Origin of the sequence: Microbacterium luteolum, from assembly GCF_039533965.1 — a bacterium.
GTDB classification, from domain to species: domain Bacteria; phylum Actinomycetota; class Actinomycetes; order Actinomycetales; family Microbacteriaceae; genus Microbacterium; species Microbacterium luteolum.
This window is the reverse complement of record NZ_BAAAUN010000001.1, coordinates 1,007,040-1,031,713: the sequence shown is the minus strand read 5'-3', so window position 1 is coordinate 1,031,713 and position 24,674 is coordinate 1,007,040. Positions and strand designations below refer to the sequence as shown.

Annotated in this window: 21 protein-coding genes; 12 read left to right on the top strand and 9 right to left on the bottom strand. The window is 68.4% G+C overall.

Features of this window, described 5'->3' with window-relative positions; genetic code table 11:
• Positions 1 to 23: 23 nt before the first annotated feature.
• Positions 24 to 491, top strand: coding sequence for a 5-(carboxyamino)imidazole ribonucleotide mutase (gene purE / locus ABD648_RS05065; RefSeq protein WP_282217506.1), 468 nt, complete (start codon positions 24 to 26; stop codon positions 489 to 491).
• Positions 488 to 1,942 (top strand): LCP family glycopolymer transferase, encoded by a 1,455-nt coding sequence (locus ABD648_RS05060; protein WP_282213889.1) that lies wholly within the window; start codon positions 488 to 490, stop codon positions 1,940 to 1,942. Before purE ends, ABD648_RS05060 begins: the two co-directional genes overlap by 4 nt.
• Before the next feature lie 215 nt (positions 1,943 to 2,157).
• Here ABD648_RS05060 and ABD648_RS05055 read toward each other — a convergent pair whose 3' ends face one another.
• Together ABD648_RS05055 and ABD648_RS05050 are read right to left on the bottom strand one after the other, a co-directional pair.
• Positions 2,158 to 2,589 carry a hypothetical protein gene (locus tag ABD648_RS05055; protein ID WP_282213888.1) on the bottom strand — a complete coding sequence of 144 codons (432 nt, stop codon included), beginning with the start codon at positions 2,587 to 2,589 and terminating at the stop codon, positions 2,158 to 2,160.
• 269 nt (positions 2,590 to 2,858) lie between these two features.
• Positions 2,859 to 4,622 carry a DUF4012 domain-containing protein gene (locus tag ABD648_RS05050; protein ID WP_282213887.1) on the bottom strand — a complete coding sequence of 588 codons (1,764 nt, stop codon included), beginning with the start codon at positions 4,620 to 4,622 and terminating at the stop codon, positions 2,859 to 2,861.
• A gap of 121 nt (positions 4,623 to 4,743) precedes the next feature.
• Here ABD648_RS05050 and ABD648_RS05045 point away from each other — a divergent pair, with 121 nt between their 5' ends.
• The 5 genes from ABD648_RS05045 to ABD648_RS05025 all read left to right on the top strand — a co-directional run bounded on the left by ABD648_RS05045 (position 4,744) and on the right by ABD648_RS05025 (position 12,093).
• Positions 4,744 to 5,817: a glycosyltransferase gene (locus tag ABD648_RS05045; RefSeq protein ID WP_282213886.1), complete on the top strand. Its 1,074-nt coding sequence runs from the start codon at positions 4,744 to 4,746 to the stop codon at positions 5,815 to 5,817.
• Between the two features lie 100 nt (positions 5,818 to 5,917).
• Complete coding sequence (locus ABD648_RS05040) at positions 5,918 to 8,386, top strand: FG-GAP-like repeat-containing protein (protein ID WP_282213885.1); 2,469 nt, start codon at positions 5,918 to 5,920, stop codon at positions 8,384 to 8,386.
• A 118-nt stretch (positions 8,387 to 8,504) separates the two neighbouring features.
• Positions 8,505 to 9,407, top strand: coding sequence for an ABC transporter permease (locus tag ABD648_RS05035; RefSeq protein WP_282213884.1), 903 nt, complete (start codon positions 8,505 to 8,507; stop codon positions 9,405 to 9,407).
• Entirely contained in the window at positions 9,404 to 10,141 is a 738-nt protein-coding gene (locus ABD648_RS05030; protein ID WP_282213883.1) for an ABC transporter ATP-binding protein, read from the top strand. Before ABD648_RS05035 ends, ABD648_RS05030 begins: the two co-directional genes overlap by 4 nt.
• Positions 10,138 to 12,093, top strand: coding sequence for a DUF6541 family protein (locus ABD648_RS05025; RefSeq protein WP_282213882.1), 1,956 nt, complete (start codon positions 10,138 to 10,140; stop codon positions 12,091 to 12,093). Before ABD648_RS05030 ends, ABD648_RS05025 begins: the two co-directional genes overlap by 4 nt.
• Here ABD648_RS05025 and ABD648_RS05020 read toward each other — a convergent pair.
• A complete protein-coding gene (locus ABD648_RS05020; protein ID WP_282213881.1) occupies positions 12,090 to 12,464 on the bottom strand; it encodes a DUF2304 domain-containing protein in 375 nt (124 codons plus the stop codon). The genes ABD648_RS05025 and ABD648_RS05020 overlap by 4 nt on opposite strands.
• 4 nt (positions 12,465 to 12,468) lie before the next feature.
• Positions 12,469 to 13,155 carry a glycosyltransferase family 2 protein gene (locus tag ABD648_RS05015; protein ID WP_282213880.1) on the bottom strand — a complete coding sequence of 229 codons (687 nt, stop codon included), beginning with the start codon at positions 13,153 to 13,155 and terminating at the stop codon, positions 12,469 to 12,471.
• A 79-nt stretch (positions 13,156 to 13,234) separates the two neighbouring features.
• On the opposite strand from ABD648_RS05015, the gene ABD648_RS05010 reads away from it, so the two are divergent.
• The 4 genes from ABD648_RS05010 to ABD648_RS04995 are packed head-to-tail and all read left to right on the top strand — an operon-like array spanning position 13,235 to position 17,731.
• The gene (locus ABD648_RS05010) at positions 13,235 to 13,846 is read left to right on the top strand and encodes an acyltransferase (RefSeq protein WP_282213879.1); all 612 of its coding nucleotides are present in this window, start codon (positions 13,235 to 13,237) and stop codon (positions 13,844 to 13,846) included.
• Positions 13,843 to 14,940 (top strand): DegT/DnrJ/EryC1/StrS family aminotransferase, encoded by a 1,098-nt coding sequence (locus ABD648_RS05005; RefSeq protein WP_282213878.1) that lies wholly within the window; start codon positions 13,843 to 13,845, stop codon positions 14,938 to 14,940. Before ABD648_RS05010 ends, ABD648_RS05005 begins: the two co-directional genes overlap by 4 nt.
• Positions 14,940 to 15,926 (top strand): Gfo/Idh/MocA family protein, encoded by a 987-nt coding sequence (locus tag ABD648_RS05000; protein WP_282213877.1) that lies wholly within the window; start codon positions 14,940 to 14,942, stop codon positions 15,924 to 15,926. Before ABD648_RS05005 ends, ABD648_RS05000 begins: the two co-directional genes overlap by 1 nt.
• A gap of 11 nt (positions 15,927 to 15,937) precedes the next feature.
• Positions 15,938 to 17,731, top strand: a complete 1,794-nt coding sequence (locus ABD648_RS04995; protein WP_282213876.1) for an ABC transporter ATP-binding protein — start codon at positions 15,938 to 15,940, stop codon at positions 17,729 to 17,731.
• An 18-nt stretch (positions 17,732 to 17,749) separates the two neighbouring features.
• Here the strand turns inward: ABD648_RS04995 and ABD648_RS04990 are convergent, their stop codons facing one another.
• Together ABD648_RS04990 and ABD648_RS04985 are read right to left on the bottom strand one after the other, a co-directional pair.
• Entirely contained in the window at positions 17,750 to 18,844 is a 1,095-nt protein-coding gene (locus tag ABD648_RS04990) for a glycosyltransferase family A protein (protein ID WP_282213875.1), read from the bottom strand.
• Positions 18,844 to 19,905, bottom strand: a complete 1,062-nt coding sequence (locus tag ABD648_RS04985; protein ID WP_282213874.1) for a glycosyltransferase — start codon at positions 19,903 to 19,905, stop codon at positions 18,844 to 18,846. Before ABD648_RS04985 ends, ABD648_RS04990 begins: the two co-directional genes overlap by 1 nt.
• Positions 19,906 to 19,993: 88 nt before the next feature.
• Between ABD648_RS04985 and ABD648_RS04980 the strand changes: the two genes are divergently transcribed.
• Positions 19,994 to 21,142: an acyltransferase family protein gene (locus tag ABD648_RS04980; RefSeq protein WP_282213873.1), complete on the top strand. Its 1,149-nt coding sequence runs from the start codon at positions 19,994 to 19,996 to the stop codon at positions 21,140 to 21,142.
• Here the strand turns inward: ABD648_RS04980 and ABD648_RS04975 are convergent.
• The 3 genes from ABD648_RS04975 to ABD648_RS04965 are packed head-to-tail and all read right to left on the bottom strand — an operon-like array spanning position 21,139 to position 24,621.
• Positions 21,139 to 22,359, bottom strand: a complete 1,221-nt coding sequence (locus tag ABD648_RS04975; protein WP_282213872.1) for a glycosyltransferase family protein — start codon at positions 22,357 to 22,359, stop codon at positions 21,139 to 21,141. The two genes, ABD648_RS04980 and ABD648_RS04975, sit on opposite strands and share 4 nt — an antisense overlap.
• Before the next feature lies 1 nt (position 22,360).
• Positions 22,361 to 23,533: a glycosyltransferase family 4 protein gene (locus tag ABD648_RS04970; RefSeq protein WP_282213871.1), complete on the bottom strand. Its 1,173-nt coding sequence runs from the start codon at positions 23,531 to 23,533 to the stop codon at positions 22,361 to 22,363.
• Positions 23,530 to 24,621 (bottom strand): glycosyltransferase, encoded by a 1,092-nt coding sequence (locus ABD648_RS04965; protein WP_282213870.1) that lies wholly within the window; start codon positions 24,619 to 24,621, stop codon positions 23,530 to 23,532. Before ABD648_RS04965 ends, ABD648_RS04970 begins: the two co-directional genes overlap by 4 nt.
• Between the last annotated feature and the right edge of the window lie 53 nt (positions 24,622 to 24,674).

Below are 24,674 nucleotides of genomic sequence, written 5' to 3'. Positions count from 1 at the left end.
CCGCGCCGCTGGTCGGCGTGATCATGGGATCCGACTCCGACTGGCGTGTCATGAGCGACGCGTCGCAGGCGCTCACGGACTTCGGAATCCCGCATGAGGTCGAGGTCGTCTCGGCGCACCGCACGCCGGACAAGCTGATGTCCTACGCGCGCGAGGCCCGATCCCGCGGCATCCGCGTGATCATCGCCGGGGCCGGGGGAGCGGCGCACCTGCCGGGGATGGTCGCCTCGATGACGGCGCTCCCGGTCGTGGGCGTGCCGGTGCCCCTCGCATACCTCGACGGCATGGATTCGCTCCTCTCGATCGTGCAGATGCCCGCCGGTATCCCCGTCGCAACGGTCTCGATCGGCGGAGCCCGCAACGCGGGGCTGCTCGCCGCCCGCATCCTGGGCACGGCCGACGCCGACCTCGCCGACCGGGTGGAGGCTTACGCGCGCGACCTCGAGGCTCAGGTCGAGCAGAAGAACGAACGGCTGAAGGGCTCGCTGTGACCCTCGCGCCGCCGCGCGCGACAGGGCGCCCGCTGATCGAGAACCGGCCGCTGCGGCATCCGGACTCCTCCGACGCCGGGCAGATGGCGAAGCGCGGGTGGTGGCTCGTCGTGCTCAATCTCCTCGTTCCGGGATCGGCGCAGGTCCTCGCCGGCAATCGGCGGCTCGGACGCTTCGGCCTCCGCGCCACGGTGTTCGCCTGGTTCGCGCTGATCGTCACAGCCGGTCTCGCCCTGTTCGCCCGCCCGGTGCTGCTGTGGCTCACGATCGGCGGCGGGTTCCTCTCGGCCGCGGTGCTCACGATCGTGCAGGTCCTGCTGGTCGCGTATGTCGTGCTCTGGATCGTCCTGACCTTCGACGCTCTCCGTCTGGTGCGCCTCGTCAAGGTCTCGAGCCCTTCGCGGTTCGCGATCCCCGTCGTGGCGCTGATCCTGCTCGGTCTCGTCGGCGGCGGTGCGGGTTACGCGGCGACCGTGGTGGGGTCGACGCGCAGCACCATCTCCACGATCTTCGGGCAGAGCGGACCGAGTCTTCCGCCGAGCGACGGCTACTACAACATCCTGCTCCTGGGCGCCGACAGCGGCGACGGGCGCGACTCGATGCGGTTCGACAGCATCTCGGTGGTCTCGGTCAACGCCGACACCGGCGCCGTGACGATCACCGGCATCCCGCGTGAACTTCCGAACGCACCGTTCAGCGAGGGCAGTCCGATGCAGGAGCTCTACCCCGACGGATTCGAGGGCTACAGCTCCGACGACTGCGGCTGGAACGGCTGGATGAACCACGTGCGCAACGCCGCGGAGATCTGCCGTGAGGATCAGGGAGCGTCGCTCTACCCTGACGCCGTCGCGCAGGGGTCGGACCCCGGCATCGAAGCGACCAAGGATGCCGCGGAAGGCGTGCTGGGAATCGAGATCCCGTACTACGTGTTCGTCGACATGCACGGATTCGCGGAGCTCGTGGATGCTCTGGGTGGTGTGAACATCAACGTGACCGAGCGCCTGCCGATGGGCGGCCCGCCGGAAGGCTGGGAGGGCACGGATGTGAACGAGTGGGCGATCGGCTGGATCGAGCCGGGTCAGCAGCTCATGAACGGCGACACCGCCCAGTGGTATGCCCGTTCGCGGTACACGACCAGCGACTGGGATCGGATGAAGCGTCAGCGGGAGCTGCAGGAGGCGATCCTCGCCCAGTTCACCCCGCAGACCGTCCTCAGCCGGTTCAACGAGGTCGCGGCAGCGGGAACCGCGCTCATCAGCACCGACCTCCCTCAGGACAAGCTGCCGGAGTTCTTCGACCTGATGCTCAAGGCGAAGGAGCAGACGGTCACGTCGATCGAGCTCACCCCGGACTTCGGAGTCGACGAGTTCGAGCCGGACTACGCGTACATCCAGGAGATGATCCGGCAGTCGCTGCATCCCCCGACGGCGACGCCGACGCCCGAGCCGTGATCCGGTAGGCCGGGAACCCCTGACCGACGCCTGCGCGAATCCGAGCCGCGATCAGAATGCGCGGTCCAGCCCAGGCACGCCGCAACCCACGACCTTCTCCCTGAGGAGGAGGCCGTGGGCTTCCGGTGCGGCCACCGGGATCGCCAGACGACGGTGATCGGAGGGGGAGGGATCACCGTCGTCCAGCCGACCACCGCACGAGGCGGCAGCCAGACTCAGGCGCGCTTGCGGCGAGCCGCACCAGCGGCGACGAGCGCCCCGCCGGCGACGAGAGCAACGGCTCCGCCACCGAGGATCCACGGCGAAACACTGCCGCCGGTGAGCGCCAGCTCCGATCCTGCAGGCGCGACGCCCGGATCGTGATCGCAGCTCACGGCAGAGTCATGACCGTGCGAGACCGTGATCGTCGCCGTGTACGAGCGCGAGCCTTCGAAGGCGATGGCATAGGAGCCCTCACCGTCGGACGGCGGACGGAACGTCACGGTCATGCTTCCGTCTTCGGCGGCGGTGTTGCCCGAGACGGCCGCGTTCGCGGCGTTCAGACCCGAAACCGACACGTTCACCGTCTCGGACGGCAGGAAGTAGCCGGATCCGAAGACGATGGTCGAGACCTCGCAGATGTCGATGATCGGATCATCGACGTTCACGCCAGGAGTCTCGGCGTAGGAGCCGGATGTCGCAGCCGGCACAGAAGGTGCAGCGGTCGCAACGGTCGGCGCGATGAATACCAGCGCGCCAGCGGTAAGGCTGATGGCAGCCAGTTTCTTCAGCATGATTTCTCCCCAGAATTTCACGCGGAATCGCACCCGAACACACCCCTGCGTTCGACTGCGTGGGCTCATCCTGCCCCCACGGCAGGAAGACAGAGCCCAGATATTCCCCAGTGCCTCGACAGTAGCCTATCCGGCAGCGAAAGTCACGAACCGCAGCGCAGTTCTTCGCGGGAGATCTCCGGAGCCTCGATCAGGGGCGTGACGATCGCCTCCGTGAGCCGTGCGCCCGCGCCATCGCCCTGGAACTCCACGGTGATCGTGGTCGACTCGCCCGGCGCGAGGAGCACCTCGTGCTGGACGACGGAACGGTCGCCCAGCATGGCCGTCTGCACGCTCTCCTCGTCGCCGTCACGGTCGATGTGCGAGGGCGTCGCGCCCTCCGGCCCGTAGACGGCGATGAGGGTCCGCACGGAACCGGCGGGGACGCCGTAGTAGCCAGCGCCGGTGACGTAGGGCGGCAGCGAAGTCGCGGCATCGGAGGGGGCTGTGTTCGTCCAGGTGACGCGGACCTGCGTCGTCGCCTCGCCCTGGCAGCTGCCGATCGCGGTCACGACCGAGGCCCGCGTGTAGTAGTCCATCTTGGCGCCGGTGGTGTCGTTCATCAGCACGCCCACGTACGTGGCGTCGGCGCTGTCCTTCGGGATCGTCCCCCCGAGGGCGGAGGCCGTGAGCACCGCCTCCTCGTCTTCGTGGGCGCTCCAGATGCGGATGCGGCCCTCGCCGGCGGATTCGGCGAGGGCGCCGATGAGCGCCTTCGTGTCGCCGCCGGAGAGAGCTGCGCCGAACAGCCCGCTCGCGGCCTGGGCGAAGACGTCGTCCTGGGCGGCGGGGTCCGGGACGGCCGCGTAGATCTCGGAGAGCAGGATGCTGATGATCGTCTCGGGGGTCGCCGTGAACGGGCCGAAGCTGAGGTCGCCGGTGGCCTCCATGAGGTGCTCGGCCACCACGGCGTCGACCGCGATCACGCCGTCGATCTCGCCACCGAAGCGGCCCTGCCACCTCGCCGCGATCGTCGCCCCCGCCTCGGCGAAGTCGGGGATGCTGGTGATGTTCTGGAGGTAGCGGCCGGGCCGGTCGTCGAAGAGCGCGACGGTCGACTCGCTGAGCGGGAGCGCGGTGTCGAGACCGGGGAAGTCCCTGGTGGATGCCTGGGTGCCCAGCGTGATCCGCCCGCCCTCCGCATGCAGCAGGGCGATCGATCCGATGATCCCGCCCGACGAGCGCAGTTCGGCGTTGTTCTGCATCGCCAGCACGTAGTCGCGCGGTCCGTCTCCTCCGAGCATGGTCGGCAGCAGCACCGCGGCGCCGTGGAGGGAGCCCACCACGGTCGCGGCCTCGGTCACGGACCCTCGGAGCTCCCGCACAGCCTCGGCGAGCGGGGGAAGGGTCGCATCCGCGTCGATCTGCTGAGCGCGCTGCTCCGCCGCGGTGAGGGCCGCACTCGCCGCCCCGAGCGGCTTCTCGATCTCGGCGAAGGGCTCGAGGTCGATCGCGCCGTCCGCGAAGCCGAGGCTTCCCAGATCGAAGTCGGCGGCGACGCCGAGGAGCGGGGCGAGGGCGTCCGCCGACACGTCGTCGGCGATCTCTGCCACGTCGCTCACGGCGCGGAAGTTCGGTCCGAGCCAGGGGACGTAGCCGAACGCCTGCCAGACCGGATCGGAGGTGAGGTCGCGCGCCGAGCGCGCGTTGCCTGCGATGCTCTCGGCGATGGGCTCCGCGCCGTCGAGGTCACCCTCGGCGATCGCGTCCTTGAGCTGCGAAGCCCCCTTGGCGACCAGCTGGAGATCGCTCACCGCGCCGATGCCGCGGATGGCGACCCATCCGATCGCCAGGACCAGAAGGGTCAGGACGAGGCCGACGGTCCAACCGATCCATCGGCGCCGCCGGGGAAGTCGACCGTCGCTCACGTGAGCATTCAAGCACGAACCGCCGCCGCGACGGTGGACGGATGCCGTCGGAGGCCGGACTTTCGCGCGGCACGGGGGTGGGATCCACGGCAGAAGGTGGCGGCGAGGATAGCCTGAGCGCATGGGTGCTCGGCTGCGTGTTGTTCTGGATCAGCTCGTGCACGTCGTCGACGCGGATCAGGCCTCGGCTGCCGTGGATCTGGCGATCGGCCTCGTGGCGACGGCTCCCTCGGGATGCACGGTCGATGCGATCGTGCCCGCCGGTGCAGAGGTCACCGTGACCGGGGTTTCCGACGTGCGCACGCTCAACCTCGGACGGCGGGAGCTGGCCGCGGCCTGGCAGCTGGGCATCGCGCCCGGCGTCGGCGGTGGGCTGATCCATTCGCCGAGCCTGATGGCGCCGCTCGTGCGACACGATCGCGTGCACGACAACGATCAGACCACGGTGACCGTCTGGGATCTGCAGGCCTGGGACGCCCCTGAGCTGCTCCCGAAGAGCGCGGTGGCCTGGCAGCGCGCCATGCTGAAGAGAGCGGTCAAGCACGCCGACGCCGTTGTCGTGCCGTCGCATGCTGTGGCGGAGCGGCTGTCCGAGGTGGCGAAGCTCCGAGGTCGCGTTCGGGTGATCGCCGGCGCCGCGCCGCGCGGGTTCGTGACGCCGCGTGATGCCGAGGCGCGTCGCGCTGCGCTGTCGATGCCGGGGGAGTACGTGGTGCTCACGGGGACGGCGGCCTCGCTCGACGCAGGATTCCGCGGTGCTGTCGCCGCGGGCGTCGATGCGGTCGTGCTCGATGCGCCGGAAGGGGCGGAGCCGCGACTGGCCGAGCTGGCGTCCGCCGCAGGCCTCCCCGAGAGGCGCGCGCATGTGCGCGGAGTGCTGTCCCCGGAGGACCGTGCCGCCGTGCTCGCCGGTGCCGCGGCGTTCGCGGCCACCAGCCCTGTCGCCGGCTGGCCGTGGCGTGCGGTGGAGGCGATGACGCTCGGCACCCCGGTCGTCGCGATCGACAGCGGCGCGCATCAGGACGTGATCGCCGACGGCGGGCTGCTGGTGCCTGAGGACGGCATCGCGGATGCCCTCGCCGCAGCATCTCGAGAAGGAGCGCCGCGCCTGCGCGTCCTCGCCACCGACCGGTCGCGGGCGTTCTCGTGGGCGAGCTCCGCGGAGCGCGTGTGGGGCCTGCACGCCGATCTGTGACGGCTGAATCCGGCCTGTGCGTGCGGGCGACACGCTCAATCCATGCAGCGGATTCTCAGTAACAGTGGCATCATCCTGTAACTTCCGTCACACTGGTCACATGTCTCGACGTGCCCCACGCTCGCGAAACACCCTGAGGATCTCCCGACTCCTCACCTGTTTCCTCGCCGTCTCCGCCCTGATCGTCGGCACGGTGGTCCCCGCCACCGCTGCCGCGGCGTCCATGTCGTCGAGCATCTCGACCGCGGCGAAGGCCGCTGCCGACCCGGCGGCCGCCGGGATCGCGAAGACGACGCTCGTCGGCTTCAACGCGGGCAACATCATCAGCGACGCCGTGTTCACGAACAAGAACTCGATGACCGAGGCGCAGATCCAGGCCTTCTTCAGCAGCAAGGTCTCCCGCTGCCTGGGCGGCACGGATGAAGACGGCCGGCGGATCGTCTGCCTCAAGGACTTCACGATCTCCTCCGTGACGCGTCCGGCTGACGCGTACTGCAACGGATACACGGGGGCCGCGAACGAGTCGGCGGCGCGGATCATCTACCGCGTGGCGCAGTCGTGCAACATCAACCCGCAGGTGCTGATCGTGATGCTCCAGAAGGAGCAGGGCCTCGTCACGCACTCGTGGCCCAGCGCGTGGCGCTACGACATCGCCCTCGGGCAGGGCTGCCCCGACACCGCGCCGTGCGACCCGCAGTACGTGGGCTTCTTCCATCAGATCTACGGTGCCGCGCGCCAGATGCAGATCTACATGGAGGGCAAGTGGTTCCAGTGGTACGCGCCGGGCCGGACCTGGAACATCCTGTACAACCCGAACGCCGCCTGCGGTTCCTCCCCGGTCTACATCGCCAACAAGGCCACGTCGGCGCTCTACTACTACACGCCGTACCAGCCGAACCAGAACGCGCTCAACGCCGGGTACGGCGACAGCGGCGACCCGTGCTCCGCCTACGGCAACCGCAACTTCTACAACTACTTCACGGACTGGTTCGGCTCGACGCAGCTCCCGACCTCGGTGGTCCCGACGTTGTCGTCGATCGACCAGAGCACCTTTGTGATGGGCGTCGACGGAGCGGGGGACGTCTACGGATACCCGTACCTGAACGGCGCCTGGGGCGACCGCGTCAAGGTGGGCGGCGGTCTCACCGGGATCAAGAAGTTCTTCGGCGTCGGAGACCTCGACGGTGACGGGCGGCGTGACTTCATCGCGATCAAGACCTCCGGCTCGGCACAGGTGGTGCGGAGCAACGGGACCACCACGCTCCCCGCGCCGAACACGCTGCCCGGCGACTGGTCCGGAGTGGTGCTGGCGACGCCCGCCGGCGACTTCGACGGAGACGGCATCCCCGATCTGTTCACGACCGACGCCGCGGGCCGGCTCTGGCTCTGGTCCGGCAACGATCGCGGAGGGTTCCTCGCCCCGCGCGCCGTGGGCAGCGGGTGGACGTCGATGAACCTGATCACGGGCAACGGCGATTTCGACGGCGACGGTCGCGCCGACCTCATCTCGCGCGATCCCAGCGGTCGGCTCTTCCTCTACTCCGGTGACGGCAACGGCAGCTGGAAGGCGTCGAAGCAGATCGGGAACGGCTGGCAGGGCTTCACCGACATCTTCAACAACGGCGACTTCAACGGCGACGGCAGAGCCGACCTGCTCGCGGTGACCTCGGCCGGCACGCTGAACCTGTATCGGGGCCTCGGCGGCGGAACGATGAGTGCCGGCCTCGGGATCGGCGGCGGCTGGCAGAACTTCAACGCCTCGTCGGCGGGCCCGGCGGTCACGGCGCGGCGGTCGCTCCCCGCAGGCGCGGGAAATCTCGACGGGGTTCCCGGTGGTGACATCGTCGGGCTCACCACATCCAACGAGCTGCGCGTGTACGGTCTGACGCGCGACGGCAACTGGGGCGGCACCCTCAACATCCCCGGTGCCTGGGGCGCGACCGATCGCCTGGTGTCGATGGGCGATTTCAACGGCGACGGATTCAGCGATGTCGGACAGGTCGACGCCGCAGGATACTTCTACCTGCATCCCGGCAAGGCCGGGGGCGGCTTCGGCGCCCGTTTCGTCATCGGCAACGGTTGGGGCTCGTTCGCCCGGGTCGTCGGCAACCTCGATTTCGACGGCAATCGTCTCCCGGACGTGCTCGCCGTCGACAGCAAGGGCGACCTCATCCTCTACCGCGGCAACGGGTACGGCGGCTGGGCCAACCAGCCGCCCCTGGTGATCGGTCAGGGGGGCTGGTCGGGCTTCACCAGCCTCTTCAGCGCCGGCGACTTCGACGGAGACGGCGCCGCCGACCTGATGGGTCGATCGGCGTCGGGTGCTCTGATGCTCTACTCGACGAGCGGGGACGGCAACTGGGCCCGCGCCCGACAGATCGGGCAGGGGTGGGGCGGCATGTTGGCCGTCTTCAGCGCCGGGGACATCGACGGCGATCGCCGAGTCGACGTGCTCGCCATCGCGGCCAACGGCGACATGTACCTCTACCGCGGTGACGGACAGGGCGCATGGCGAGGCGATCAGCCCCGCATCAACGCGGGCTGGCAGATCATGAAGCAGCTCTTCTGATCCGCATCCCGCACCGCGCGAGGGCACCCTTCGGGGTGTCCTCGGCGCGTTTCCAGGGGTGCCATAGGATACTGGGATGCGTCGTGGCGACCGCCACCGCAGCTGAATGAGTGGGCCAGTGACAGATACCCGAGATCTTTTCGCCGTCGTCCCGCGTTCCGAGTTCGATACTCCCGGCACCAGCCGAGGGCTCATCGATGTCGTGCGCTGGCGCTACCTCCTGTACCTGCTGGTGCGCACGGGGGTCACGACCCGCTACCGCAACTCCGTGCTCGGCTGGACCTGGTCCTACGTCCGTCCTGGAGCGCAGTTCCTCGTGTTCTGGGTGGTGCTGGGGCTCTTCCTGAACCTCAACCGCGACATCCCGAACTACCCGGTGTACCTGTTCTCCGGCATCGTCGTCATCAACCTCTTCTCCGAAGCGTTCAAGAACGCGACCACGTCGATCGTGAACAACGCGCCGCTCGTGCGCAAGGTGTTCCTGCCGCGCCAGCTGTTCGCGGTCTCCTCGGTCGTGGTCGCCTTCATCCACTTCCTCCCGCAGCTCGCCCTGCTGCTCATCGTCTGCCTGTTCATGGGCTGGATCCCGAGCGTCTCGATCCTCGGCGTCCTCGCCGCGCTGGCGGCGATGATCATCGTGTCGCTGTTCGCTCTCGGCATCGGGCTCTTCTTCGGGGCGCTCAACGTGCGCTTCCGCGATGCGGAGAACATCGTCGAGCTGCTGCTCCTCCTCGCCACCTGGGCGTCGCCCGTGCTCTACGCCTGGACGATGGTGCAGGAGGCGATGGACAAGCTGGGGTGGCCGGACTGGCTCGTCGACATCTACCTGCTGAATCCGATCACCCAGGGCGTCGAGCTGTTCCACTACGCCTTCTGGCGTCCGGTGACGAGCACGACGCTGGCGCTGCCGCCGGACCTCGCCTGGAACACGCTCTGGACGTTCCTGATCGCCGTCGTCACCCTGCTGCTCGGCCAGCTCGTCTTCCGACGTCTCGAGGGAAGGTTCGCGCAAGACCTATGAGCACTGCAATCGCTTCGCGCCCCAGCATCGTCGTCGACGGTGTCCGCAAGAACTTCACGCTGAACCACGCGCTGTCCTTCAAGGACACCGTCGTGGCCTGGATCCGCCGTCGCAAGACGAGCAGCACCTTCGAGGCGCTCAAGGGACTGGACCTCGTGATCAACGAGGGCGAGTCCGTCGCCATCCTCGGCCTGAACGGGTCGGGCAAGTCGACGCTCCTCAAGTTGATCTCGGGTGTCATGGAGCCCGACGCCGGCGAGGTGCTCACGCGCGGACGGGTGGCCGGTCTCATCGAGGTCGGCGCCGGGTTCCACCCCGAGCTCTCCGGCCGGGAGAACGTCTTCCTCAACGCCGCCATCCTCGGGATGCAGCGCAAGGAGGTCGAGGAGCGCTACGACGAGATCGTCGCGTTCAGCGAGATCGAGCAGTTCATCGACCAGGAGGTCAAGCACTACTCCTCGGGGATGTTCATGCGGCTCGCGTTCTCGGTCGCGATCCACGTGGAGCTCGATGTGCTCCTCGTCGATGAGATCCTCTCGGTCGGAGACGCCCCCTTCCGGGAGAAGTGCCGCCTGAAGTTCGGCGAGCTGATCGCGCAGAAGAAGACGCTCGTCGTGGTCAGCCACGACATGGAGATGGTCCGAGAGCTCTGCACCAGAGGCGTGGTGATCAACAAGGGCCAGATCGTCTACGACGGCGAGATCGAGGGCGCCATCGCGCTGGTCGACGAATGATCACCGACTGGCTGGCGCAGTCCGGGCTCTTCGCCCTCGCTCTGGCCGTCGTCTTCGTTCCCGGTCTGCTGGTCGGCCTCGTCCTCCGACTGCGCGGCCTCGTCCTGTGGGCGTCGGCGCCGGGGATCTCGGTCGGCCTGCTGTCGGTGCTGGCGATCGCGTACTCGTTCCTCGGCATCCGCTGGGGGCATCTGAGCGTCGCCATCGGCGTGGTGATCGTCGGCGCGCTGCTCTACGCTCTGTCGCTGCTCGTCGGCCGCCGTCGGCTCTCGCCGCCGCGACGGCGGTCGAGCGTGCCGAACCTGCTGCTCTTCGCCGGCCTCCTCGTCGGCGGCGCGCTCAACGCGGCCCGTCTGATGACGTACGTCGGCGTTCCGGAAGCGATCTCGCAGACGAATGACGCGGTGTTCCACCTCAACGTCCTCCGCTGGATCGCCGAGACCGGAAGCGCATCGTCTCTCGACGTGTCAGGGCTCATCGGCGGCACGACGTTCTATCCCGCCGCCTGGCACGCCGTCACCTCGCTCGTCGCGGTGGACGTGGCTCAGATCCCCGTCGCCGCCAACCTCGTCTCCCTGGTGATCGCCGCGGTGATGTGGCCGCTCGCCATCGCGCTCTTCGCGCGAGTGGTGAGCAACGGGAACACCGCCGTGACCGCTCTGGCGGCCGCTCTTTCCGCAGGGCTGCTCGCCTTCCCGCAGCTGATGTTCGAGTGGGGGGTGCTGTACCCCTACGCTCTGTCGCTCGCGGTGATCCCGGCAGCGGCAGCGCTCACGATCGACGCGGTCCGGATCTGGATGGGCGCGGCCCCCGGGGAGAAGACACGTCGGGCGATCGGTGTCGCCGCCGCAGCGCTTCTCGCCGTCGCGGCGACGACACTCTCCCAGCCTTCGTCGATCCTGGTCTGGGGAGTGCTGGTGATGCTGTGGCTCACCGGGACGGTCCTGCTCCGCTATCGCACGAGCGATCGGCTCTTCCGTCGTCGGTCGCTGGTGGTGCTCATCGGCGGGTGGGCGGCGGTCGCGTTCGTGTGGCTCGCGCTGGCGTATCTCGCCGGTCACGTGCTCTGGAGGTCGTACCGCGGGATACCGGGAGCGCTCGTCGACGTCGTCCTGAACAGCCACTCGCTGCTGCCGGCGGCGTGGGGGATGAGCGCACTTCTGATCGTCGGCCTCGTCATCGCGGTGCGGGCGCCGCGCCTGCGCTGGCTGGTCGTCGCCTGGGCAGGGATCTCCGCGCTCTACGTGGTCAGTGTGGCCACGGACCTTCCCGTGGTCAAGCGTGTGCTGACCGGGCCGTGGTACGGCGACTCCTTCCGCCTCGCGGCGATCGTCCCACTGATCGTGGTGCCGCTCGCGGCGATCGGGCTCGCTGCGCTCATCCGCGTCGTGGCGCGACGATGGCCGGACGCCGCCGCGCTCGCCCGTACACCGCTGACGGGTATCGCGATGGCCCTCATCGCCGTGGCCGGGACTATCGGCGTGGTCGTCGCACCGGTCATCCTGCTGCGCGTGGCCGCCGACACCGACGAGCAGTCCCGCTACGCCATGGACGCGGACAGCTACCTCTCGTCCGACGAGTACGCGCTCCTCCGCGAGCTCCCGGACCTCATCCCCGAGGACGCCGTGATCATCGCGAATCCGTCCACGGGCGCCGCCTTCGCGTATGTGCTCGGAGACCGTGACATCATCCCGCGCACCTGGTCCCCGCCGCAGACCCAGGCGTGGGACACCCTTTCCGTCGGACTCCGCGATGCCGGCGAGGACCCCGCGGTCTGCGAGGCTCTGGCCGCCTACGGGGCACCCGAGTACGTCCTCGACTTCGGTATCGGGGGCACGGGGCCCGGTGAGTACCTGATGCCGGGGATGACCGAGTTCGACGGACAGCCCGGATTCACCGAGGTGGCGCGCGAGGGCGACGCCAGCCTCTGGCGGATCACCGCCTGCGACTAGCGGTTCTCCGGCTGCCCGGCATCCGTCTCGTCGGGCTGTGCGGACGGGCTGGACGCCTGGAGCAGCGCCAGCTTGCGCGCCAGCAGCGTCAGTCGCCGCTGCTGTGCCGCGTTCCGACGCGACTGCGTGTAGACGAACACCAGGAACATCAGCACGAGGGCGTAGAGCAGCAGGTCGGTGCCGCGGCCGACGCCGACGAGGTTGGCGACCCAGGTGAGCCACTGCGGGAAGAGGATCGAGATGATCGCGACGAGTCCGAACGCGCCGTAGAGCAGGCGGCGGATGGCGAGGTGGCTGTCGGCGCCCGTGCGGCGCATGAAGACGGCGCCGATGACGACGACGGCGGCGATGAGGACGATCTGGATCCACATGGCGTTACCTCACGATCAGGTCGACGAGGATGTTGACGGAGTTGAGCACCGACTGCCCCTTCGACTTCGAGTAGTCGGTGTAGAGGAGCTCGACGGGGTGCTCGATCCACGGGAGTCCGGTGTGTCCGAGCTGCAGCACGATCTCGGTGGCATGCGCCATCCGGTCCTGCTTCAGCGAGATCTGACTCGCGGCGTCGGCGCGGATGACCCGCAGGCCGTTGTGCGCGTCGGTGAGCTTGACGCTGGTGGTGAGGTTGGTCACCCAGACCGCGGTCTTGAGGATCACGCGCTTCATCAGGCCGGGATTCGTGCGGTCGTCGAGGAACCGGGACCCGAAGACGATCGCCGCACCCGTCTCGCGGGCGGCGGCGACCATGGCGATCGCATCGTCGACGCGGTGCTGGCCGTCGGCGTCGAAGGTCACGATGTACTCGCATCCCGGCTGCGAGAGCGCGTAGTCGATGCCCGTCTGCAGCGCGGCGCCCTGGCCGAGGTTGATCGGGTGCTCCACGATGTGCGCACCAGCCGCCCGCGCCTCCTCGAGAGAGCCGTCGGTGGAGCCGTCATCGATGCACACGACATTCGGGAAATGGGGGAGCAGGGTCGCGATCACCCCCGAGATGACGCTCGCCTCGTTGAACAGCGGGACGACGACCCAGGTGTGCGGATCGGGGCTGACTGGGTTGATCACCCTCCTATCCTCTCAGGAAACGACTGGGTGAACAGATAGGATGACCGAGTCCCCTTCTTCACCCACGAGGAGAACCCGTATGCCCTCACCGACCGATGTCCGGATCGTCGATTCGGCCGATGTGTCCCCTGAGGCGAAGATCGGAGCAGGAAGCTCCATCTGGCATCTGGCGCAGGTACGCGAGGATGCGCAGCTCGGTGAGAACTGCATCGTGGGGCGCGGTGCCTACATCGGCACGGGCGTGATCATGGGCGACAACTGCAAGGTGCAGAACTACGCGCTCGTCTACGAGCCCGCGAAGCTCGGCGACGGCGTGTTCATCGGACCGGCCGTCGTGCTGACCAACGACACGTACCCGCGGGCGATCAACGCCGACGGGACGATCAAGAGCGCGCACGACTGGGAGCCCGTCGGCGTGACGATCGAGCGCGGCGCGGCCATCGGCGCGCGGGCGACCTGCGTCGCCCCCGTGACCATCGGGGCCTGGGCCACCGTCGCCGCCGGCGCCGTGGTCGTCAAGGACGTGCCGGCCTACGCCCTCGTCGCGGGCGTTCCCGCCCGCCGCATCGGCTGGGTCGGCGAGTCGGGCGTGCCCCTCGTGGCCGGAGATGACGCGAAGACCTGGGTGTGCCCCTCGACGGGCGCGCACTACATCGAGACTGACGGAACACTGATCAAGGAGACCGTGTGAGCGAGTTCATTCCCCCCGCCAAGCCGATCATCGGCGACGAAGAGCGTGCTGCTGTCGATCGCGTGATGCGCAGCGGCATGATCGCGCAGGGTCCGGAGGTCGCGACCTTCGAGAGCGAGTTCTCGGCGCACTTCGTGCCCGGTCGCCCCTCCGTCGCCGTGAACTCCGGCACGGCGGGTCTCCACCTCGGGCTGCTCGCCGCCGTCGTCGGCGCGGGCGACGAGGTCATCGTGCCCTCCTTCACGTTCGCGGCGACGGGCAACTCGGTCGCGCTCACGGGCGGGACCCCGGTCTTCGTCGACATCGAGCCCGACACGTTCACGCTCGACCCCGAGGCGGTCGCCGCGGCGATCACTCCCAAGACCAAGGGCATCCTGCCGGTGCACCTGTACGGTCACCCGGCACGGATGCGCGAGCTCGAGAAGATCGCCGCCGAGCACGGCGTCGCCCTGTACGAGGATGCGGCGCAGGCGCACGGCGCGTCGCTCGACGGACGCCCGGTGGGCTCGTTCGGCGAGTTCGCGATGTTCAGCCTGTACCCGACCAAGAACATGACCAGCGGCGAAGGCGGCATGGTCACGACGGCGACCGACGAGATCGCCCGTCAGGTCAAGCTGCTGCGCAACCAGGGCATGGAGCGCCAGTACGAGAACGAGGTCATCGGCTTCAATGCCCGTATGACCGACATCCACGCGGCCATCGGCCGGGTGCAGCTCACCAAGGTCGACGCCTGGACGAAGACGCGCCAGGCGAACGCGGCGTTCCTCGACGCCAACCTGCAGGGCGTCATCGTGCCGCCGGTCGCCGACGGCGCCGTGCACGTGTACCACCAGTACACGATCCGCGTCCCCGAGGACCGCGACGGCTTCGTCGCCGCGCTCAAGAGCGAGCACAACGTGGGCGCCGGTGTCTACTACCCGATCCCCAACCACCGTCTGCCCTCGCTGACGCATTTCGCGCCGGGACTCGACCTGCCGGAGACCGAGCGTGCGGCCCGCGAGGTCGCCTCGCTGCCCGTGCACCCGTCGCTGAGCCAGGACGACCTCGAGCGCATCGTCGCCGCCGTCAACACCGTCGCCGGAGCGGGCGCCTGATGGGCAACCTGCGGGCCGGTCTGCTCGGCGTCGGGATGATGGGACGCAACCATGCGCGCGTCCTCCGTGACGTCGAAGGCATCGACCTCGTCGCGATCGCCGATCCGGGCGGCGACCCCCACGGCGTCGCCGGCAACCTCGAGATCCTCCCCGACATCGAGGCGCTGATCGAGCAGAAGATCGACATCGCGGTCGTCGCGGTTCCCACAGCCTTCCACGAGGATGCGGCCTTGAAGCTCGCGGAAGCCGGAGTGCACACCCTGGTCGAGAAGCCGATCGCGCACAGCGTGGAAGCCGGGCGGCGCATGACGGATGCGTTCGCGGCGAAGGGCCTCGTCGGCGCGGTCGGGCACGTCGAGCGCTTCAACCCCGCTCTGCAGGAGATGCGTCGTCGGCTGGAAGCCGGCGAACTGGGCGACGTGTATCAGATCGCCACTCGCCGACAGAGCACCTTCCCCGCACGCATCGCCGACGTCGGCGTCGCCAAGGATCTCGCATCCCACGACATCGACCTGACGAGCTGGGTCGCCCAGAGCGACTACACGACGGTCTTCGCCCAGACGGCGCACCAGAGCGGCCGCGAGTTCGAGGACATGATCACGATCACCGGGCGTCTTGCCAGCGGCGTGATCGTGAACCACCTCGTGAACTGGCTCAGCCCCATGAAGGAACGGGTCACGGTGGTCACCGGCGATCGAGGGACGTTCATCGCCGACACCGCTACCGGTGACCTCACCTTCTACGCCAACGGCACCATTCCGCTGGAGTGGGAGTCCATGCTCGCCTTCCGGGGAGTGTCCGAGGGTGACATCACGCGCTTCTCGTTCGCCAAGCGCGAGCCGCTCAAGGTGGAGCACGAGGCCTTCCGCGACGCAGTGCTCGGCAAGCCGAACCATGTCGTCACGATGGAGCAGGGGCTCCGCACTCTCGAGATCGTCGAGAGCGCCCTGTCCTCCGCTGCCTCCGGCACCTCGAAGACCCTCTAGGCGCGCATCCAGTGAAACGCATCTGGCCCGTACTCCGGGACCTCCTTCCCCTGCTTCCCGACGGTGCACGTCGCTACTTCGCCGGCTACATGATCGCGACCACGGTCATCACCGGTCTCGACGTGATCGCGATGTCGCTCCTGGCGCTCATCATCGGGCCGGCGGTTACCGGCGGCCAACTCTCCCTGCCCCTCATCGGCGCGGTCTCGGCCGAGACCCTGCCATGGATCGCCCTGGGCGCCTGCGGCCTGATCATCCTCAAGTCCGTGCTCTCCGTCACGCTGCACTGGTTCGCGACGAGGCGTTTCGCCACGTACGAGCTGGAGATCGGCGACCGGATGTTCAAGGCCTACATCAACTCCAGCTGGGAGGAACGGTCGAAGCGCTCCGTCGCCGAGATCACTCGGATCGCGGATGGCGGCATCGCCAACACGATGGCCGGTTTCCTGCTGCCGCTCATGCGCGTCCCGAGCATGATTTTCACGTTCGTGCTCATCATCGTGGTGCTCCTGGTCGCCGACCCGCTCACCGCGGTCATCGCCTTCGTCTACCTCGCGATCGTCGCCTTCATCGTCCATCAGGTCGTCACGAAGCGGTCGCTGGAAGCCGCACAGGTCAATCTGACGTACAGCTATCGCGTCGCGATCCTGATGACGGAGATGATGGAGGCGCTCAAGGAGCTCAGCCTCCGCAACCGTCTCTCCGAGGTCTCGGACCTCGTGACCGCGAACCGCAGCCGGTCGGTTCGAGCACGCGCCAACGGCTCGTTCCTCGGCATCATCCCTGGTTTCGCGTTCGAAGCCGCCCTCATCGGCGGAGTCATCCTCATCGGCGCCTTCGCCTTCGCACAGGGCGGCGTCGCCGGGGCCCTCTCGTCGGTCGCGCTCTTCGCCGCCACCGGCTTCCGGCTGATCCCCGCCATCACGGGGATCCAGGGCGGCATCGTGCAGGCGATCGCCAGCACTCCGCCCGCGATCGACGTCATCGGAGACCTCACGTCGGCCGAGAAGGACATGACGGACTCTCAGCCGCCCGCCGATACCGCGGTGCTGGCGGACAGTCCGCGCGAGCTCCGACTCACCGACGTGCGCTTCCGCTATCCGAACGCCGAGGACGACGTCATCCGCGGCATGTCGCTGGACATCCCGCTCGGCAGCTCGCTCGGGATCGTCGGTCCTTCCGGCGCCGGCAAGTCGACGCTCATCGATCTGCTGCTCGGGCTCAGCCAGACGTCGCGGGGCGCGATCACGATCGACGGCGCACCGTTGAACTCGGTGCTGACGCAGTGGCGCGGGCGAGTCGGATACGTGCCGCAGCGCGTCGCGCTCTTCGACGGCACCATCGCTCAGAACGTCGCGCTCACCTGGAGCGATGACGTCGACGAGGAGAAGGTGCTCCACGCGCTCGAGCGCGCGCAGCTCGGGCCGCTCATCCGCTCGCGAGCGGGCGGAATCCATGAGCGCATCGGCGAACGCGGTGTATCGCTCTCCGGAGGACAGCAGCAGCGTCTGGGTATCGCCCGCGCGCTGTACACCGATCCGCTGGTGCTCGTGCTCGATGAGGCGACGAGTTCGCTCGACACGAAGACAGAGGACGAGGTCACCAAGTCGATCCGCGCGCTGCAGGGTGAGGTCACGCTCATCTCCGTCGCGCATCGTCTGTCCACGATCAAGGACTACGACCGGATCTGCTACGTCGAGGACGGCGTCATCGCGGCATCCGGCAAGTTCCTCGAGGTGGCTGCGACGCTCCCCGCCTTCGCCGAGCAGGTCGTCCTGGCAGGACTCGCGAAAGACCTGGACTGAGAGTCTGCGGCGGACGCGTCAGCGTACCGTCGTGGAGGAGAGCCCGGCCAGGAGCGTGCGCACCGGGGCTTGAGCATGCAGGGTGAGCAGAGGATTCTGCGGAACCAGCGCGTTGAAGGTCCGGTAACGCTGGCGTCGATCGAGGAGCTCGCCGATCCGGATGATGTCCTCGCTCGTGCGCACGGCGGCGATCACTCGACGATCCGCTCGGGACAGGAGTGCCTCCGCAGACGGCGACATCGCGGCAACCCGCTCGAGCACGGCCAGAAGGTGCGGTCTTGCCGTCGAGATGTTCTCCGCGCCGAGAACGACCGCGCGGACGGCGTCGAAGAAGTGCACCCGAAGGATCTTGACGGCCAGTGCCGTGCGATCGGCGGATCCGGCTCGCCGGTATGCGTCGAGATCCTCCACGGCGTCGAGGAAGGCGAAGTCGCGCTCGACCGACCTCGAGCCCTCGGTCACTCGATCCTCGGCATCGTCATGTCCCACATACGGGGGGAGCGCGAGCGCATATGCGATGTCGGTGCCGGTCAACCAGAGCGCGCAGGTGTAGGCCAGGTCCTCCCCGGAGGAGAGCCCCTCGGTGAACCGCAGGCCTCCGTGCGACGCGGTGCGCAACAAGCCGAGCGGCGCGCTGCGGTAGTGCAACCTGTCCCGTCGCGCATCCAGTCGTCTGCGCCGTCGTCCCCAGCGGACCGGGGGGAAAGGATCGCGTCGGCCCGAGACCAGATCGATCGCGGCGAGGACGACGCTGGCGTTCGTGGCTCGCTGAAGACCCAGCCACGCGTCGATCGCTCCCGGGGCGAACTCGTCGTCGGAACCGAGCACGGCGAAGAAGGGCGCGGTCACGTGATCCAACCCGGCGTTCATGGGACCGGCGGGGGAGCGGATGCCGTCGTCGAGGTTCAAGACCCGCACCCGCCGATCGGCGGCCACGTCGCCGAGGTTGCGGACGATGATGTCCTTCTCGATGTTGTGCGCGATCACCGTCACCCGCACGGCGGCCTCGGTATGGTCCAGCACGGATGCCGCCGCGCGCCGGACGGGCCGCATCTCCGAGTGCACCGGGATGATGACATCGACCTCCGGCGTCTGCTCGCCGCGGTCGCCCATCAGATGGTCATCGCGCGGAGTGTGCGGAAAGGGGCCTGCGCGTGCAGGGAACGCAGCGGATTCCGGGTGAGCAGGGCGTCCGCCCCGCCGCCCCACCGCGCTCCGATCAGGCGCCTCACCTCCGCGGTGTCCATGGGGCCGCGCCTCAGCGCGTCGATGACCTTCCGGTCGCATCGTGCGAGGTAGGCGACTGCACCCGGGAACACGGTCGTCAGGGTTCCGAGGACCTCGAGCAGGGCGACGCGAGTCGACTCGAAGTCACCAGGCGCATCGAGGCGGTTCAGCACGGCGTCGAAGAAGTGGACGCGGAGCGTCTTCACCCCGAGGGCGGTCCGCTGTCTGCGGGTCAACCGCGGGAACCACGCCGACGTCGTGATCGCGTCGAGGAACGCGAAGTCCTCGCGAACGAGCCGAGGCGCGGACGTCACCCGGTCGCCCTCGTCCTCGTGCCCGACGTAGCCGGGGGTGTGGCGGTCGTAAGCGAAGGCGGAGCCTGTGAACCAGAGCGCGGCGGTGAACTCGAGATCCTCACCCGAGAACAGGCCCTCGGTGAAACGCAGGTCGGGAAACTGCTTCCTCGACACGAGACCGAGAGGCGCGGATCGGTAGGACAGGCGGTCCCGAGCGGGGTCGAGGTCGGTGATCCGCCCTCGCCGTGTCGGCGGCGTCGGGTCGGGCCCGGACGTGAGGCGGTCGATGCGCGCGAGGACCATGGAGGCATCGACCGACCGAGCCAGTTCCAGCCAGGAATCGAGCGCACCGGGCGCGAACTCGTCATCTGAGCCGAGCAGAGCGAAGTAGGGGGCAGTGGCCTGATCGAGAGCATGATTCATCGGGCCGGCCGGCGAAGGGATCCCATCCGCGAACGGCAGCAGCCGGACGCGCTCATCGTCGAGCAGATCACCGAGATTCGCGGCGATGAGATCGGGATCGATGTTGTGGGCGACGACGTTGACGCGGACCCGCGCTTCGTTCCCACGCAGGGCAGAGGCGGCGGCACGATGGATCGGCCGCGTCACCGTATGGACCGCGATGATGACGTCGACTTCCGGAGTGCTCACCGTTCGAATTCTAGTCGGCGTGTCAGGACTCGTCCCAACCCGTTGGGTATCCTGGAACGACGACGCCATGATTCCGGACTGAGGTTGTATGTCGCGCCCTGCCACGAACGTTCTCGCCGAGCCCACGCAACGGCTCGATGCGCTGACCGGACTGCGGTGGTGGGCAGCCTTCCTCGTGTTCTTCTATCACATGCTGGTCTTCGCACCCGTGCCGGGCATCCTCGCTCAGGTGTTCTCCTACGGCTATTTCGGAGTGACGTTCTTCTTCGTCCTCTCGGGCTTCGTGCTCACCTGGTCTGCGCGTCCGCGAGTGTCGACATCGACTTTCTACTGGCGGCGTTTCGCGCGCATCTGGCCATCGCACATGGTCGCCCTCCTCCTCGCCATCCCGGTCTTCTACACGTTCGCGGCGATCCCGGAGGGGAGCTTCCTCAAGCCGTTCGATCTCGGGATCCTCGCGCTCTCCGTGGTGCTGCTGCAGGCCTGGTGGTCGAATCCGACCATTCTCTTCTCCGGTAACCCGGCAGCGTGGACTCTGACGTGCGAGGCCTTCTTCTACGCGCTGCATCCCTGGATCTCCCGTGTCCTCGTTCCCATGGCGAAGCGCGGGGCGCTGCTCCTCGCGGGCGGCGTCGTGCTCTACGCATTCGTCTACCGCGCCGGCGTGGCGCTCGCGCCGGACTCCTGGCTCCCTCTGGTGCCGGTGCCCGTGCAACGCCTCCCTGAGTTCGTGCTCGGCATGGCGCTCGCCTGGGCGATGCGGTCGGGATGGCGTCCTCGTATCCATCCCCTCGTGGGTGTCGGGGCGATGGCGGCGGTGATCCTCGCCATCCTGGCGAGCACCCGACTCGCGGGTACCCTGCCGATGATCGGCTACCTCGGCATCTTCGCCAACGAACTCTTCACCGTCGCATGCGCGATCGCGATCGTCGCTCTGTCGGCGGCGTCCCTGAACGGACGTCGGGTCTTCTTCGACACGAAGATCCAGGTGAAGCTCGGCGAGTGGTCTTTCGCCTTCTACCTGGTCCACGCCACGCTGATCTACACCGCCCTGCGCATCTTCGGCTACCAGGAGGCTTCCTGGGTGAACCTGCTCTGGTACGTCGCGCTCTTCGCCGTGTGCGTCGTCGCTGCTTGGGCGCTGCACTCGTTCGTCGAGCGGCCCGCTGAGCGACGGATGCGCAAGTGGAAGGACACGCGTGACGCAGCCCGGGCGGTTCCGGCGTCCGCGACCTAACTCGGGTCGATCCAGCCGTCGATGAGCGCCCTGGCGCTGCGGTCGCCGGAATGCACGGCCGCCACGAAGAGCGGACCCGCGGCGGCGATCTCGCGGGCGCGATCGCGGTCCGCGAGCAGACTGCGGATCACCTCCTGAAGCGTGTCGGGAGTGGCCTCGACGATGGGGAGCTCCTTCCCGGTCTCCTGCTCGATCCGTGCCCGCACCGCCGGAAGCACATGTCCGACGACGATTCGGCCGGCTGCCATCGCCTCGCAGGCCGCGACGCCGTAGGAGCCGAGCCGGAACTGGTCGAGAACGATGTCGGCTTCCGCGATCACGCCGGGCATCCGGTCCGAGCTCACCCCGGAGATCAACGCGTAGTCGACGTCGCCCGAATCGATCAAGGGACGCAGGGCGGGTTCGATGTGGTGGCTGCCTTTCTGCACGACCGAGCTGGATGCGTGGATGACACGGGCCGTATCGCGTGCGAGGACCGGAGCGAGGGTGGTGAAACGGTCCGCGTCGACCACGACGGGGCACCAGCGCGCCCACGGCACGTCGTCGAGCAGATCCGGAGTGGACACGAACGTCGGCCGCCGCAGACGCTCCAGGAGCGCGAGATTGGTCTCTGCGGCCACCTGGAGGAGATCGGTGCGCGGGTCGTCGGGATACGGTGACCACGGGGTGCGGCGTGCGTGTTCTCGGGGATCCCGGATGTCCGTGCCATGGCTGATGAACGCCACCGAGACGCCGGCGGCTTCGAGCGCTTCGACCTCTGCAGCGACGTCACGGCCGAAGAGTCCGCCGAAGATCGGTCGTTCCGCCTCGATGAGGACGTGAGTGAAACGCCGGACGGCGTCCCGCTCCGTCTTCTGCCAATCGGTCGAGGCGTTGTTGGCCGCGATCGGCACGAGGTTGTCCGCAGGAAACGCGTAGCCGCCCGGGACGTCGACGGCCATGTTCCTCGCTCCGAGTCGCGGATCGGCGGCTTCGAGCGCCCTCGCCCACAGATACCCCTGCCCCGAGTAGTTCGTGGGAGCGATGTACACTCGCAGCTCCGATTCCGGGACAGAGGTGTTCGAGGCGCCAGCGCCACCGAGTACCCGGTAGGCGATGCGGCCGATGACACCGTCGGGGTTCTGGGCCGGGGCGTCGATGATGCGATTCATCCACGCCGGCATGTCGGCGCGGCGACGGACGAGCCATCCGGCGATCTCCTGCAGACGTCCGCTCATCTCAGCGCCTCGACTCGGTCGCGGCGGACTCTATCTGCACGACGACACGGCGTGCGACGGCGGCGAGGGAGTGCTCTTCCGCCGTCCATCGGGCCAGAGCCGACCGCTCTTCGGTGCTGAGGGGGTCCGTGGCCATCAACGTCATCGCTGCGGCGATCTGTCCTGCATCGTGGGCGCACGCCACTCCGGCCCGTACAGCGCGGTTGGCCTCGCTGATGAACTGCGCCGTCGGTCCCGGCCCGGCGAAGATGACAGGACACCCGGCAGCGAGCGACGAGTACGCCTTGGTCGTGAAGGCGTACTCATACGAGGTTCCGGGCCGGAGGGTCGCGAGGCTCGCGACCGCCGCATGCAGGTGCGGCGCGAGCTCTTCCGCGGGAACGGCGTCGACGAACTCGACCGATCGTCCGATCCCGAGTTCGTCGGCGCGAGCGGCGATGAGGTCGCGCTCGCTCCCGTTGCCGATGAATCGCAGGATGTACCCGGGATGTTCCCGTGAGAAGATCGCGAACGCGTCGGCCAGCGCCTCGGCGCCGTGCCAGGGCGAATAACTGCCCGCGTAGACGAAGAGGCGCTCGACGGGCGCAGCGGCGTCGGATGCGAACGCGCTCGTGTCCGCTCCGAATCCGGTGACGACGATCGGGCGTCGTACGCCGAGAGCCTGCACCCGGTCGACGACCCCCTGGGATATGGTGACCAGTCTCCGCGCGCCGTTCATGCCGAAGCGCTCCATCCCGCGCAGGACGCGGATCACGAGCGACGACCCCGTCGCCTGATGGGCGGCATCCGACCAGATGTCGGCGGCGTCGTACACGTAAGGGATCCGGCGCAGTGCGCAGATGATCCGCACGACCACGCCGGTGGTCGGGGGCGGCTCCATGAAGACGACGTCGGGCCTCGGGGTGAACAGCAGCCGGAAAGCGAGCGGGATGTCGAAGCTCAGGTAGGGGATGTATCCGCGCAGGTAGCCCTGCTTGTCGCGCACGACGGGGAAGTCGCGAACGTCTTCCGCGGACGACGGACGCTTCTGGCGACCGGGCAGGCGGGCCGTCAGCACCCGTACCGCGTGTCCTTCGGCGGTCAGCTCGTCGGCCACCGATCCGAGGAACATCGAGGCGGCTGAGGGCTCCGGGCGGTAGATCCGCGAGACGATGGTGACGCGCAGGGACGTCATACCGAGAAGAAGTCCCGCACCAGGACGTCTCGCGAGAAGGAGCCGTCGTGAAGCCGGCGCACGAAGTCGGGACCGGATCGCGCGATATCGCGGTAATGGTCGCGTCGGGCGACGATGTCTCGGAGCACGTCCTCGAGGGAGTCAGGTGTGGTCTCGGGTATCGGCAGGGGGATGCCGGCACGTCGCTCCACCTCTGCGCGCACCTGGTCCGTGGCGTGGGCGAGCACCACCCGGCCCGCGGCCATCGTCTCGCAGGCGGCGACGCCGTAGTCGCCGACGCGGAACTGATCCAGCACCACGTCGGCCGAAGCGAGGACACCCGGCATCTCCTCGTTGGGCGTTCTCTCGAGCTGGATGAATTCGATCAGGCCCTCGTCGTGGAGTCGTTGAGCCGTCGGCACGATCAGAGGCGTCCCCTTCACGTGCGGGTTGGTGGGCGCGTGCACGACGCGTGGGCGGTCGCGCTCGAGGAGAGGTGCGTCGTTCGCCCAGCGCTCAGGATCGATCACGACGCCCAGGAAGTGCGCACGGGGGAGATCGACGAGCAGCCCGGCTGTCGAGACGAACGTGGGCAGCGCGAGGTCTTCGATGACCCGGAGATTGTCGGCGACCACCGCCTCGACCTTCTCCGCTGCCACCCACTCGGCGTCGCTGTCCGTGAAGTGGGACCACGGAGTGCTCGTGAGGTGGGTCGAGGGCAACCGCACCTCGGTGCCGTGCGCCGCCATCCCGACGACGACGCCCGCCTGCTGGAGCAGCGCGACCTGACGGCGGAGGTCACCGCCGAACATCCCCCCGAAGATGGGGAAGCAGGCCTCGATGAGGACGTGCGTGTAGTGGGCGCGCACGACCTCGACCATCTGGCGCTGCCATGCGCGGGAGTGTTCCGACGTCCGCCAGGAGACGACGTAGTCCGCGGGGTACTGCAGCAGATTGTTCTCCGCGTGCACATAGTTGCGTGCGGACACCTCGCCGGACGTCTCCGCGGCACGGGACCAGCGGTAGCCCTGTCCGGCGTAGTTGACCGGACCGACGAGCATCCGGTACGGCTTGTCGAGATCCGGGACTGGCGGAGGCGGGGGGACCACGCCCCGCAGCCGATCGACACCAGAGGCGATCGCATCCTGTGCGGGCTTGGGTA

Bases quoted from the DNA above. Each gene is read 5' to 3' on its own strand.
- purE (WP_282217506.1), top strand. From the start codon at position 24: ATGGGATCCGACTCCGACTGGCGTGTCATGAGCGACGCGTCGCAGGCG.
- ABD648_RS05045 (WP_282213886.1), top strand. From the start codon at position 4,744: ATGGGTGCTCGGCTGCGTGTTGTTCTGGATCAGCTCGTGCACGTCGTC.
- ABD648_RS05040 (WP_282213885.1), top strand. From the start codon at position 5,918: ATGTCTCGACGTGCCCCACGCTCGCGAAACACCCTGAGGATCTCCCGA.
- ABD648_RS05030 (WP_282213883.1), top strand. From the start codon at position 9,404: ATGAGCACTGCAATCGCTTCGCGCCCCAGCATCGTCGTCGACGGTGTC.
- ABD648_RS05025 (WP_282213882.1), top strand. From the start codon at position 10,138: ATGATCACCGACTGGCTGGCGCAGTCCGGGCTCTTCGCCCTCGCTCTG.
- ABD648_RS05020 (WP_282213881.1), bottom strand. From the start codon at position 12,464: ATGTGGATCCAGATCGTCCTCATCGCCGCCGTCGTCGTCATCGGCGCC.
- ABD648_RS05010 (WP_282213879.1), top strand. From the start codon at position 13,235: ATGCCCTCACCGACCGATGTCCGGATCGTCGATTCGGCCGATGTGTCC.
- ABD648_RS05000 (WP_282213877.1), top strand. From the start codon at position 14,940: ATGGGCAACCTGCGGGCCGGTCTGCTCGGCGTCGGGATGATGGGACGC.
- ABD648_RS04990 (WP_282213875.1), bottom strand. From the start codon at position 18,844: ATGGGCGACCGCGGCGAGCAGACGCCGGAGGTCGATGTCATCATCCCG.
- ABD648_RS04980 (WP_282213873.1), top strand. From the start codon at position 19,994: ATGTCGCGCCCTGCCACGAACGTTCTCGCCGAGCCCACGCAACGGCTC.
- ABD648_RS04975 (WP_282213872.1), bottom strand. From the start codon at position 22,359: ATGAGCGGACGTCTGCAGGAGATCGCCGGATGGCTCGTCCGTCGCCGC.
- ABD648_RS04970 (WP_282213871.1), bottom strand. From the start codon at position 23,533: ATGACGTCCCTGCGCGTCACCATCGTCTCGCGGATCTACCGCCCGGAG.